The organism is Natrinema soli (genome assembly GCF_028618695.1).
This window is the reverse complement of record NZ_JAQIVI010000311.1, coordinates 1-11,320: the sequence shown is the minus strand read 5'-3', so window position 1 is coordinate 11,320 and position 11,320 is coordinate 1. Positions and strand designations below refer to the sequence as shown.

General features: G+C 63.3%; 12 protein-coding genes and 1 pseudogene. 5 read left to right on the top strand and 8 right to left on the bottom strand.

Annotation, left to right across the window (positions count from 1 at the left end; genetic code table 11):
• On the bottom strand, positions 1-593 hold a 593-nt coding region (locus PGX04_RS18780), incomplete at its 3' end, for an aldehyde ferredoxin oxidoreductase N-terminal domain-containing protein (protein ID WP_273739901.1).
• A gap of 266 nt (positions 594-859) precedes the next feature.
• Here PGX04_RS18780 and PGX04_RS18775 point away from each other — a divergent pair.
• Positions 860-1,225, top strand: a complete 366-nt coding sequence (locus PGX04_RS18775) for a VOC family protein (protein ID WP_273739900.1) — start codon at positions 860-862, stop codon at positions 1,223-1,225.
• Positions 1,226-1,343: 118 nt separating this feature from the next.
• Here PGX04_RS18775 and PGX04_RS18770 read toward each other — a convergent pair whose 3' ends face one another.
• The 3 genes from PGX04_RS18770 to PGX04_RS18760 are packed head-to-tail and all read right to left on the bottom strand — an operon-like array spanning position 1,344 to position 3,717.
• Positions 1,344-2,135 (bottom strand): ABC transporter permease, encoded by a 792-nt coding sequence (locus tag PGX04_RS18770; protein WP_273739899.1) that lies wholly within the window; start codon positions 2,133-2,135, stop codon positions 1,344-1,346.
• Entirely contained in the window at positions 2,126-2,929 is an 804-nt protein-coding gene (locus PGX04_RS18765) for an ABC transporter permease (protein WP_273739898.1), read from the bottom strand. The genes PGX04_RS18770 and PGX04_RS18765 overlap by 10 nt, the downstream gene beginning before the upstream one ends.
• A gap of 2 nt (positions 2,930-2,931) precedes the next feature.
• Positions 2,932-3,717 (bottom strand): ABC transporter ATP-binding protein, encoded by a 786-nt coding sequence (locus tag PGX04_RS18760; protein WP_273739897.1) that lies wholly within the window; start codon positions 3,715-3,717, stop codon positions 2,932-2,934.
• 330 nt (positions 3,718-4,047) lie between these two features.
• Here PGX04_RS18760 and PGX04_RS18755 point away from each other — a divergent pair, with 330 nt between their 5' ends.
• The gene (locus tag PGX04_RS18755) at positions 4,048-5,061 is read left to right on the top strand and encodes an ABC transporter substrate-binding protein (RefSeq protein WP_273739896.1); all 1,014 of its coding nucleotides are present in this window, start codon (positions 4,048-4,050) and stop codon (positions 5,059-5,061) included.
• A 232-nt stretch (positions 5,062-5,293) separates the two neighbouring features.
• On the opposite strand, the gene PGX04_RS18750 is transcribed toward PGX04_RS18755, so the two are convergent.
• The 3 genes from PGX04_RS18750 to PGX04_RS18740 form a co-directional block, all read right to left on the bottom strand.
• On the bottom strand, positions 5,294-6,199 hold the full coding sequence (locus tag PGX04_RS18750; protein ID WP_273739895.1) for an NAD(P)-dependent oxidoreductase: 906 nt from the start codon (positions 6,197-6,199) through the stop codon (positions 5,294-5,296).
• 210 nt (positions 6,200-6,409) lie between these two features.
• A complete protein-coding gene (locus PGX04_RS18745; protein ID WP_273739894.1) occupies positions 6,410-6,784 on the bottom strand; it encodes a Rieske (2Fe-2S) protein in 375 nt (124 codons plus the stop codon).
• Positions 6,781-7,869: an amidohydrolase family protein gene (locus PGX04_RS18740; RefSeq protein WP_273739893.1), complete on the bottom strand. Its 1,089-nt coding sequence runs from the start codon at positions 7,867-7,869 to the stop codon at positions 6,781-6,783. The genes PGX04_RS18745 and PGX04_RS18740 overlap by 4 nt, the downstream gene beginning before the upstream one ends.
• 237 nt (positions 7,870-8,106) lie before the next feature.
• Here PGX04_RS18740 and PGX04_RS18735 point away from each other — a divergent pair, with 237 nt between their 5' ends.
• From PGX04_RS18735 to PGX04_RS18725, 3 genes are all read left to right on the top strand, one after another.
• The gene (locus tag PGX04_RS18735) at positions 8,107-8,592 is read left to right on the top strand and encodes a DUF3237 domain-containing protein (protein WP_273739892.1); all 486 of its coding nucleotides are present in this window, start codon (positions 8,107-8,109) and stop codon (positions 8,590-8,592) included.
• 188 nt (positions 8,593-8,780) lie between these two features.
• Complete coding sequence (locus tag PGX04_RS18730) at positions 8,781-9,938, top strand: thiamine pyrophosphate-dependent dehydrogenase E1 component subunit alpha (RefSeq protein ID WP_273739891.1); 1,158 nt, start codon at positions 8,781-8,783, stop codon at positions 9,936-9,938.
• Positions 9,939-9,941: 3 nt separating this feature from the next.
• Complete coding sequence (locus tag PGX04_RS18725; protein WP_273739890.1) at positions 9,942-10,907, top strand: alpha-ketoacid dehydrogenase subunit beta; 966 nt, start codon at positions 9,942-9,944, stop codon at positions 10,905-10,907.
• A 105-nt stretch (positions 10,908-11,012) separates the two neighbouring features.
• Here PGX04_RS18725 and PGX04_RS18720 read toward each other — a convergent pair.
• Positions 11,013-11,320, bottom strand: a pseudogene (locus PGX04_RS18720) (dihydrolipoyl dehydrogenase); the annotation flags it as partial.

The window sequence follows — 11,320 nt, the reverse complement described above, 5'->3', positions numbered from 1 at the left end:
GAGCCGCCGCGCCCGGCGACGCCCTCCCGTTGCTCGGACTCGTGGAGGAGGCAGGCGTACCGAACCTCGTTCTCGCCGGCCGGTCCCGCGGCGAGCACGTGCGTCTCGTATCCTCGTCCCTCGCGCTCGCGGACTTCAGAACACGTCTCGTACGTTTCCATTCCCGCCAGCTCCGGGGCCTCGTGGACGTCGGCCCTGTCTTCGTGAATGGTGACGTAGGAGAGGTCGTCGGCCGCGCCGTGCAGGACGACGACGTCGAAGCCAGTTGATTTCTGCGCCCGCGGGAAGGTTCCGCCGAACGTGCTGTCGAAGAACCCGTCCGTCAACGGACTCACGAAGCCGACGATCCCGCGGCTAGTGCTCTGGAACGGAGTCATGTTCATCGGACCGACGGCGAACGCGACGACGTTCTCCGGCGAGAGCGCCGACGCGTCGGCCGGGACGTGGTCAGCTACCTGCTTGGCGACGAATCCGTTTCCGCCGAGAAACCGCCGCGCGTCGTCTGGATCGAGCGGTTCGATCTCCGTCTCCCCGCTGTCCAGATGAACGTGGAGGATCTCGCCGCCGTAGACGCCCGGGAGGTCGTCGCTCATTCGATCACCTCCTCGACGGGACGGTCTCGGTCCCGCTGGCCGCGACGGTTCTCCGATGTCCGCGATCGACGGTCTCCACGCTACACTGTGATGTGCGAATTGTCCCCATAGGCCAAGCAACCGGGAATACGCGGAAAAGGATTTCGCTTCCGGCTATCTCCGGCGCAGCCGTGGAGCGCTCTCTGTGCGGGAGTTTGCGGGCCGAGATCGTCGGTCAGGCCGATTCTCGGGCTCACTCTTATTGTCGTACACGACCATCGACACGTATGGACGTGCTCCATACGGCGATCAACGTGAGCGATATCGACGAAACGGCCGCGTTTTACGAAGACCTCCTGGGCCTCCACCGGACTCGCGAGTTCGAGGTCGACGGCGTCCGCAACTACTGCGTCGGCGGCGGGGGAACCGCCGAAATCCAGTTCCGTGAGGTAGCCGAACCGGGAGATCCGGCCGGCATCGATCACCTCTCGATTGCGACCGACGATGTCGACGCGACCGTGGCGAGCGCCATCGAGGAGTGGAACAGTTCCGTCGAGATGGGACCGGAGTCGGTCGAGGACGGCGTCCGATTGGCGTTCATCACCGATCCCGAGGGGTACACCGTCGAACTCATCGAGAACTCGGAGTCCTGATCACACCGGCCGATCTCCTTCTCTCCCTGCGTTTCGACGACTCGCGCGGAGCATCGCGGAGTCAGTACGGCGATGGGGGGTCGGAGTCGAATCGCCTCGAGAGCGGCCGAGCCCGGGGTTACGTCCAGGAGAGGATCCTGGCCCGGACCACTCTGAGTATCCGATCGAGGACGAACCCGATGATCATAATCGCGAAGATCGCCGCGTAGGTTACCGGCGAGTCGAACCCTCTGACGCCTTCGATCTCGAGGTGACCGAGTCCGCCGCCGCCGGCGACCATCTCGAAGATGAACGTGATGATCAGCGAGATCGGCAGGCCGATCTGGATCCCCGTCAGAATTCCGGGGGCCGAGACGGGCATGATGACCTTCCAGACGAGGCTGCGTTCGGACGTCCCCATCATCCTCGCGGACCAGATGAGGCTCTCGCTGACCTCCTCGGCGCTGTTACGAGCGTTGACCGCGATCGGCCAGAACGTCCCCAGCGCGACCAGGAGGATCTTCGACATGTCGCCGATGCCGAACCAGAGGATGAACACCGGAATGAGCGCGATGATCGGGACCGGGTAGCCGACGGCGATGATCGGGTTGAAGAACCACCCGACGAGTCGCGACCGCGCACACAGGACCCCGATCGGCACGCCGAGGGCGATCGCGATCGCCAGCCCGGCGAACGCTCGTTTGAGGGTCAGGTAGCTGTGGTGGATCATGTCACCCGAAACCGTCAGCTCGTAGAAGGTCGCGAGCACGTCCGACAGCGGCGGCAGGAAGTAATAGTGGACCATTCCCATCTGCGTGACGGCTTCCCAGAGGAGCAACACGATGACGAGCGAGTATACCGACTTTCCGACGGAGACCGCCGTCCCGCCGAGCGTTCGACCGTTAGCGCCGATTCGTTCCGTTACGTCCATACTACCACCTTCTCTTTGAGGATTTCGAAGCCACGCACGGCCAGGTACGCGGTCGCGGAAATGATGATCACGACGGCGAACATCTCGGGGTAGTTCCCGATCTGGCCGTGTCGGAGTATTTCGAAGCCGACGCCCCGGTTCGAGGCGATGAACTCCGCGCTGACGAGCGCGATGAACGCGAAGGGAATCGCCTGCCGAATGCCGGTCAGTATCTCGGGGATCGTCGCGGGAACCACGACTTTCCAGAGGATCTTCCAGTCGTCGGTCCCCATCATCCGGGCCGATCGCACGAGGTTCTGATCCACTGTCTGTGCCGCGTTGTAGCTATTCAGCACGACCGGCAAGAGGCAGGCGAGGAAGACGATCAGGATCGCCGCCTGGGTCCCGATGCCCAGCCAGAGGATCGCGAGCGGCACGAGCGCGGTCTTCGGGATCGGGTAGAGCAGCGTCAGGAAAATGTCGAAGAAGTCTTCGACTGCCTGTATTCGGGCCATTCCGACGCCCAACACTACGCCGACGGCGATGCTCGCCCCCAGGCCGAGGGCGATGCGATACAGCGAAACCCGCAAGTGCGGAAATATCTGCCCGCTGATGACCATCTCGACGGCGATGTTGAGTATTTCCGTTATCGGGGGGAGAATCGCGGCGGGGACGACGGTTCCGCTGGCGTACTCCCACAGTCCTGCGACGATCAGGAGGGGGAGCCACTCGATCACGAATCGGACGATGCCCCGGAATCTACGCGGGACGACGTCGATCGTTCCGAGCCCCGGGGTGAGATCTCTGTACGACATCGTTACACCTGCACTTCGGGCTGGGTTTCTTCGTGGAGCAACCGCCAGACCCGGTTTTTCTGTTCCGCGTATTCGTCGGACGTGATGATCTCTTCGCGCGTCCCGGTCCGATCGATGTCGATGTCGAGAACGGCCTTCTTCGTTCCCGGATGTTGCGTCATGATCATCACCTTCTCGGAGAGGTACACCGCTTCTTCGACGTCGTGCGTGATGAAGATGATCGTCTTTCCGAGTTCGCGCCAGATGTCGAGCAGGTGGTCCTGCAGCGATTCGCGAAGCGGCTGATCGAGCGCGCCGAAGGGTTCGTCCATCAGGAGAATCTGCGGATCATATGCTAGCGTCCGCGCGAGCGCGACCCGCTGTTTCATGCCGCCCGAGAGCTCCTTCGGGTACTTGTCCTCGAAGCCGTCGAGCCCCATCATGTCGATGAATCGCTGCGCGGTCTCCTGTCGCTCGTCCTTGGGAATGTTCTGTTCCTCGAGTCCATAGGTGACGTTGTCCATCACCGTTCGCCAGGGGAAGAGCGCGTAGTCCTGAAATACGACCCCCCGATCGGTTCCCGGCCCGTGGATCTCGTTTCCGTCGACCGCGATCGTTCCCGACGACGGCTCGAGAAAGCCGGCGATGAGATACAACAGCGTACTCTTTCCGCACCCGCTCGGGCCGACGACACTGAGAAACTCTCCGCCCTCCGACTCGAAGGAGAGATCGTCTATCGCCTTCGTCCGCTCGTTTTCGGACTGATAGATCTTTTCGATACTCGAAACGGTGACGCGCCCTTCGGACATGTGGTAGCATTGCGCAAAATGGTATAATAATCTTTGCCATGTGTGCTGTTAACCGATACAGGGCCCTTCGACGGATGCGTGAGGACACGGAGGGAGCGGACGCGTTCGACGGTGCTCGATTCGACGACGGAACCGTGAGGCGGACGCTGATCACGCCCGTCATCGGCTGTACCTGATCGCGTAACCGAGGCACCGCCGTCCGTCGAGTGCTCCGAGAGATGGCGATCTCGGCGTATCGATCCAATCGGCTGACGGATGCACTTTCAATTCTCGTATATCGTGCTGAGATCTTCAGATAGGTTTTTACCGTTCGAGTAATTCCATAGTGCTATGCCAGGCGTTAGCAATAGCCGGCGCAGCTTCATGAAGGCCAGTGTCGCAGCGACTGCTGGACTAACTGCGCTCGCGGGGTGTGCCGGTGGGAGCGACGAGGGAACGATCAGGTTGGCCTATACGGTTCCGATCGAGAACCTAGTGTCCCTGATGGACGTCCCAGAGATTCAAGACGAGATGGAAAACCTCGGAGACAGTTACGAAATCGAGATCTCCCAGAACTCGTCGACGCCGGACACGCTGAATCAGATGGCCTCCGGTGACGTCGATCTAGGGCTGCTTTCGACGGTCAGCTTCGGGAACGCGGTCCAGCAGGAGGCCGTCCCGGGGAACATCTCGCTCATCGCAACGGACTTCTGGGACGCACACCCGGACAACTACGGATTTACGATCTACTCCCCCAGTGATTCGGATATCACCGAGATGACGGACATCGAGGGGGCCACGATCGCGACGAACGCACGCGGGACCGGGACGCACGCGATTTACGAGAAGGCGTTCCAGGATCTCGGACTCGAGGACGGTGAGGACGTCGAACTCGTCGAGCTGGCGTTCCCCAACATGACGCCGTCGATCAACGACGGGAGCATCGACGCGGGGATGTACCCCGCGCTGTTCGCGCCGCAGGCGCGGAACGAAGGGTTCAACGCCGTGTTCTCAAGTCAGGACGTGTGGGACAATGAGTACCCCTTCGCGTACCTCACGGCTTCGAACGACGCGATGGAAAACAAGGACGATGCGATTAACGCGTGGGGCGAGGACTACGTCAACCTCGTCGACTACCTCAACGAGAACCGATCCGACGTCATCACCGCCGCGGCCGAGCACTTCGATCTGGACGAGGGCCTGCTCGACGCGTTCTTCCTGACGGAGAACGACTACTACCGGGACGAACCCGTCACGGACATCGACCGGATGCAGACCATGATGGACGACCTGGCCGACCTCGGGTTCCTCGACGAGAGCTTCACCGTCGACGAGTACATCAACAACGAGTACGTCGAACAGTAGACCGGTCCCGTCCCGTTCGGCTGCAGGTCGGGAATCGAGCGACGAACGTCCTTTCTTTCGGTCATTCGAACGGAGGTCGTCGGTATGACCTCTCGTTTTCGTCCGCGGCCACCGGAACCGCGGTCTCGAGCACTTGATCGCGACGCACCCTGCTCACTGCGTTCCGAATTCGAACTCGCGGGCCGAACGTACTACCGCGAACGGACCGTCTCAACGACGGCGCAAGCTGATTTCACGGCTCGGACTCGAGCCCGGCCATGTCCTCGAGCACCGTGAGGATCGCGGAGGCGTCGAGTTTCCCGCGCCCCTTCTCCTCGAGGCTCTTAAAGAGTTCGTGACTCGTCGATCCAACCGGGACCGGGACGCCGTACTCCTGGGCGTCCTCGATGCCGATACGGAGGTCCTTGTACTGATACGACGCGAAGAATCCCGGCTCGAAATCGTGCTCGAGCATGGCGTCGGCGCGGTTCTGGAGGACCCAGGTGTCCCCGGTCGATCCTTCGAGCCCCTCGACGAGTTTCTCCTGGGAGACGCCGGCCTTCTCCGCGAAGACGAGGGCCTCCGAGAGGGTGACGAGGGAGGTCGCCGCGATCATGTTGTTACAGACCTTGACGACCTGTCCGGCACCCAGCCCGCCCGCGTGGACCGTCCGACTGCCGAGGACGTCGAAGAGTTCCCGACAGACCGCCGGGATCTCCCCGTCGCAGCCGGCCATGATCCGCAGCGTTCCCTCCCGGGCTCCGACCTCCGATCCGCTGACTGGCGCGTCGATCGTCTTCGCGCCCGTCGCCTCGAGTCCGTCGCCGACTTCCCGGATCGCGCTCGGGCCGATCGTACTCATGTCGACGTACACCAACTCGTCGTCCGCACCCTCGACGAGTCCGTCGTCCCCGAGTGCGATCTGGCGGACGTGCTCGCCCTTCGGGAGCGACGAGATGACGACGTCGGCAGCGGCTGCGATTTCGACGGGGGACGATCGGGCGTCCGCTCCGTATTCGACCATCGTCTCGACGGCGTCCCGGTCAACGTCGTTCACGACGACATCGTATCCGTCGTCGACGAGATTTCGTGCTATTTCGCCGCCCATGATGCCGAGACCGATAACCCCGACCGTGGGCGTCGGCTCTGTATTAGACATGCTATCACATTCCATACCAAGAAGATATAACGTTTTCGTCAGCGACGCGCGATCGACCGGTGAGCGCCGAACCACTCGTATCGGGTCGTCGGACGGGACGTTTGATCGATCAGTGCAGGTTCGCGTCTCGAGGCGCGGACGCGCGGCGTTCGAGGCGGTCAGGGCGAACCGGTACGACGGACGAACGCGCGGCGTTCGAACGTCGACGGCTTACTCGGTGTTGACGTAGACGATGCCGTCCTCGACGACGACGTCGTAGGTCGGCACGATGTAGCTGTCGTCGCCGATGTGTTTCCCGGTCTCGACGTCGAACGACCAGCCGTGCCACGGACAGGAGATGATGCACTCGTCGCTGTACTCCTGTTCGACGCGTTTCCCGGGACCGGCCCACTCGCCGACGAGTCTGGGCTCAACCTGTCCCTTGCAGACAGGACCGCCGTCGTGTGGACACTGATTGCGGAGCGCGTAGAACTCGTCGTTCGCCTTGATGACGCCGACCTCGGCGCGACCGACGGTAATGATCCTGGCCTCGCCGTCGTCGAAGTCGCTCACCGGTGCGACCTCGACGCGGCCGTCGTCGCTCATAGGTCGAATACCCCCGCGGCGTTTCGACCGAGAATGTCGAGCCGGTCGTCGTCGTCGATCATGGGCAGGTCGGTGATGATGCTCGGACTGTCGAAGTCCCAGTGGGGGTAGTCGGAGGCGTACAGCAGGTTCTCGGTTCCGAGCATGTCGAAACAGAGTTCGAGCAGGTCGGGCCGCGCGGACACCTCGAGGGGCTGGGTGCCGTAGTAGTAGTCCGCGATGTAGTCGCCGGGCTTCTTCTCGAGCAGCGGCGCCTCCTCGGAGCGCTTCAGATACTCCTCGTTGAGGCGGCTGATGAGACCGGGCAGGTAGGTGACGCCGGACTCCATGAAGACGATGTCCAGGTCGGGGAACTTCTCCGGGACCCCTTGGGCGGTCACGCTGACGATCTGGGACATGTTCGACTCGAGGAACCCGAGCGTGTGCGTCTCGATCATGTCCTGGTAGCCGGCGCGAACGTACTCGTCGAGCCCGGAACCGCCGGTGTGGTAGACGACCGGGAGTCCGAGGTCCTCGCAGCGCTCGTAGATGGGATCGTACTTGCGGTTCCCCAGCGGCGGGGAGGCCCCCGCGGTGACGAAGACGACGCCCTTGATGGCCTCCTCGTCCTCGATCCGGTCGAGGACGTCTTTCGAGGCCTCGATGTCGTGGTACGGCATCGGTGCGAGGCCGTAGATCCCCTCGTCGGGATCGAGAACCTGGTCGAGCATGTAGTCGACGTGGCCCTTGACGAACGACTCGACGCGGCGGTCATCGGCTTTGACCCCGCCCATCGCCAGAATGAGGTGTGAAATCTGGAGCGTCGCGTCGATGTCGAGTTGCTTCATTCCCTCGATGACGTCCTCCTTCTCGTCCCCGCCGTCGGGGTACTCCGAGAACTCCCGGTCGACCTTCCCGTAATTGAACCGATTGCCGGTCGACGCGGGGAAGAACGCGCTCAGATTCTGTTTCACGCCCGTTCCACCCCAGCCACTCTTCTGGAACTTCGTCTTCCAGGGCTCCGGCATGTACGGCGCGGCCTGCTCGAAGGTGTCGGCGTAGTGCCAATCGCAGTCGACGACCAGATGCTCGGTCGGATCGATCATCGATAGATCACTGCCGTGTGAACGTGCGGCATACATGGGTAGAAGTATCCATTCAAAATAAATCTTTAGTCATGTTTAATATCCTATAGGATCTGAAATCCGCGTTCGACCGCGCCGCAGATACCGGCCGGCCGCGTTCTCGCTGCGCCGACGGCCGCGGATATTCACGCCGGTCCCGGTCTCGGACGGTCGCGTTTCGACGGCACTTATTTCCGATCGCATAGCAGTCGGGGTAGTATGGGAGCTGATAGCGATACCCAGGACGATCCGCTCGCCCCCAGCCTCGAGCACGTGCTCGAACTGAAAGTCGACGTCGCGGAGCCGATCGAAATCGGCGAGACCGGCGACGGACAGCGCCGGATCATCCCGATCGAAGGCGGGACGGTTTCGGGTCGGTGCGAGGGCGAGGTACTTGCCGCTGGCGCGGATTACCAGCTGTTCCGCACGGAGCGGGCGACGGAACTAGTGGCGAAGTACGTGTTCGAGACCGACGCGGGATCGCGCGTCTACGTCGAAAACCGCGGCATTCGCTGGGCCTCGGTCGAGGTCAGCGAGCGGCTCCGGGACGGAAAATCCGTCAACGCCGACGACGTCTACTTCCGCTCGGTTCCGGATTTCGAAACCGCCGATCCGGAGCTCGAGTGGCTGACGCAGAGTATATTCGTCGCGGCGGGAGCGCGCCAGCCCAACGGCGTGAAGCTGGCCGTGTACCGCGTCGGCTGACGAGGCCAACACCGGTCGCCGTTCTCGAAGCGCCGAGGACGGACCACTCGTCGACCGGCACGTCAGCGGACCGCGAGGCGGCATCGGCACGTGCCCCAGTGAGCCGCGGTACCCGAGCGCGACGGTGCACGGGATGGGGTGGCGTAGCAAAGATTTATGCCGTTGTTCGAGACATGTTGAGCCGTACTATGGACGATAGTCTCCGATCAGTCCCCCCCGAGTCGGTCGACGTCGGCGTCGATCCGCTCTCGCAAGGGGATTTAGAGATCGAAACGTACCAAGTCGTACGTCCCGACGGGACGTACGATCTGGATCGGGTACCGGACATCGACGACGAGGCACTCTGTGATCTCTACCGGTGGATGCTCCTGCAGCGCGTCTACGACAATCGCTCGACGAAACTCCAGCGACGCGGCAAACTCGGAACGGTCGCCTCCGGCCGCGGTCAGGAAGCCAGCATCGTCGGCAGCGGCTACGCGCTGTCCGACGACGACTGGATCTTTCCGTACGGTCGGGAGGCCGCCGCCCTCCTGATGCACGGTTTGTCGATGCGCGACCTGCTCCTGTACTGGCGCGGCATCGAGGACGCCTCGAGGATGGAGGGGGCCAACGTCTTCGGCCTCGCGATCTCGATCGGCTCGCACATCCCGCTTGCGACCGGCAAGGCGTGGGGAATGCAACTCGAGGGCGAGGAGTCGATCGCCTTCGCGAACCTCGGCGACGGGGCGACCTCGACCGGCGCGTTCCACGAGGGAATGAACTTCGCCGGCGTCCTCGGCGCCCCGGCGGTGTTCTTCTGCCAGAACAACCAGTACGCGATCTCCCTGCCGTTCGACGAGCAGACGAACGCGAACACGGTGGCCCAGAAGGCCCTGGCCTACGGCGTCGACGGGATCCGCGTCGACGGCAACGACGTGCTCGCGGTGTACAACGCGATGTCGACGGCACGGGACCGCGCACTCGAGGGCAATCCGGTCCTTGTCGAAGCCGTCACGTACCGCCGCGGCGCGCACACGACCAGCGACGACCCGACGCGGTACCGCGAAGACGACGAGGTCGAGGAGTGGAAGGACCGCGACCCGCTTGAGCGCTACCAGGCGTTCCTCGAGCAGACCGGTCGTTGGGACGCCATCGACGAGGATGCGATCCGCGAGGACGTAGAGGAACAGTTCTCGGCGGCGGTCGACGCCGCCGACGCCTTCGAGGAACGCGGCATCGAGGAGATATTCGCCCACCTCCACGAGGAGATGCCGGCAGAACTCGAGCACCAGCTCGAGGAGTTCCGCGAACTGCTGGAGGAGCGACCGGACATGTACGACTACATCGAACGGCGGCCCAAGGGGTAATCAATGAACGCGACAATCGTCGAAGCAGTCAACGACGCACTACACGAGGAGATGACGAACGACGACCGAACGCTGGTCTTCGGGCAGGACGTCGCCGAGTCCGGCGGCGTGTTCCGCGCGACCGACAGTCTGAAAGAGGAGTTCGGCGGGGAGCGCGTGCTGGACACGCCGCTGTCGGAGATCGCGATCGTCGGCTCGGCCGTCGGGCTGGCGACCCACGGCTTCCGCCCGATCGCCGAGATCCAGTTCTCCGGCTTCCTGCCGCCGGCGTTCGACCAACTGGTCACCAACGCCAGCCGCATCCGGTGGCGCACCCGCGGGGAACTCTCTGCCCCGATGGTCGTTCGGACGCCCTACGGCGCCGGCGTGCGCGCGCTGGAACACCACTCCGAGAGCCTCGAGGCGATCTACGGCCACGTTCCCGGTCTCAAGGTGGCGATCCCCTCGACGCCCCATGACGCCAAGGGGATGCTCGTCAGCGCCATCCGCGATCCGGATCCGGTCCTGTTCATGGAACCCAAACACGTCTACCGCTCCTTCCGGGAGGAGATCGACGAGGGGACCTACACCGAACCGCTCGGGACGGCCGCCATTCGCCGCGAGGGCTCAGACCTCACCGTCATCTCGTGGGGCGCGATGATGCACAAGACCCTCGAAGCCGTCGACAACCTCGCAATCGACGCCGAGGTGATTGACCTGCGGACGATCTCCCCTTTCGACAAGGAGACCGTGACTGAGTCGGTCAAGAAGACCGGTCGCTGTGTCGTCGTCCACGAGGCGGCCAAGACGGGCGGCTTCGCCGCCGAACTCGTCGCCTCGATCAACGACGAGGTGCTGATGTACCTCGAGGCGCCGATCGAGCGTGTGACCGGGTTCGATGTCCCCGTCCCGCTGCTGTCGATGGAGGACTTCTACATTCCCCACCCGCCGCGGATCGAAGAAGCGATCAAAGACACCGTCGCGTACTGACGGTCCGCCGATTTTCGCCGTCCCAATTGCACCTCGATAGCGCACCGTCACGCGAGTACAGCGTGGTAACTCGAGTCGGTCGTTCGGTCCCGATGCGAGCGCCGGTTACCGATTCAGCGTGTGAATCGCCTGCCCGCGCGCGTTCTCGGCGGCCTCCATGACCGCCTCCGAGAGCGTCGGATGCGCGTGGACCGTGTCGGCGAGGTCCTCGAGAGTCGCGCCCATCTCAATCGCGAGGCCGACTTCGGCGATCAGTTCCGACGCTTCGGGAGCGACGACCTGTCCGCCGAGGACGAACCCGGTTCCCTCGTCAGCGACGAGTCGAACGAACCCGTCCGACTCGCCCATCGTGAGCGCGCGCCCGCTGGCGCGAAGCGGCATCGTGCCGACGACGGGATCGAAGCCGGCTGCGG

Bases quoted from the DNA above. Each gene is read 5' to 3' on its own strand.
- PGX04_RS18775 (WP_273739900.1), top strand. From the start codon at position 860: ATGGACGTGCTCCATACGGCGATCAACGTGAGCGATATCGACGAAACG.
- PGX04_RS18730 (WP_273739891.1), top strand. From the start codon at position 8,781: ATGGACGATAGTCTCCGATCAGTCCCCCCCGAGTCGGTCGACGTCGGC.
- PGX04_RS18755 (WP_273739896.1), top strand. From the start codon at position 4,048: ATGCCAGGCGTTAGCAATAGCCGGCGCAGCTTCATGAAGGCCAGTGTC.
- PGX04_RS18740 (WP_273739893.1), bottom strand. From the start codon at position 7,869: ATGATCGATCCGACCGAGCATCTGGTCGTCGACTGCGATTGGCACTAC.
- PGX04_RS18750 (WP_273739895.1), bottom strand. From the start codon at position 6,199: ATGTCTAATACAGAGCCGACGCCCACGGTCGGGGTTATCGGTCTCGGC.
- PGX04_RS18735 (WP_273739892.1), top strand. From the start codon at position 8,107: ATGGGAGCTGATAGCGATACCCAGGACGATCCGCTCGCCCCCAGCCTC.
- PGX04_RS18745 (WP_273739894.1), bottom strand. From the start codon at position 6,784: ATGAGCGACGACGGCCGCGTCGAGGTCGCACCGGTGAGCGACTTCGAC.
- PGX04_RS18725 (WP_273739890.1), top strand. From the start codon at position 9,942: ATGAACGCGACAATCGTCGAAGCAGTCAACGACGCACTACACGAGGAG.
- PGX04_RS18770 (WP_273739899.1), bottom strand. From the start codon at position 2,135: ATGGACGTAACGGAACGAATCGGCGCTAACGGTCGAACGCTCGGCGGG.
- PGX04_RS18765 (WP_273739898.1), bottom strand. From the start codon at position 2,929: ATGTCGTACAGAGATCTCACCCCGGGGCTCGGAACGATCGACGTCGTC.
- PGX04_RS18760 (WP_273739897.1), bottom strand. From the start codon at position 3,717: ATGTCCGAAGGGCGCGTCACCGTTTCGAGTATCGAAAAGATCTATCAG.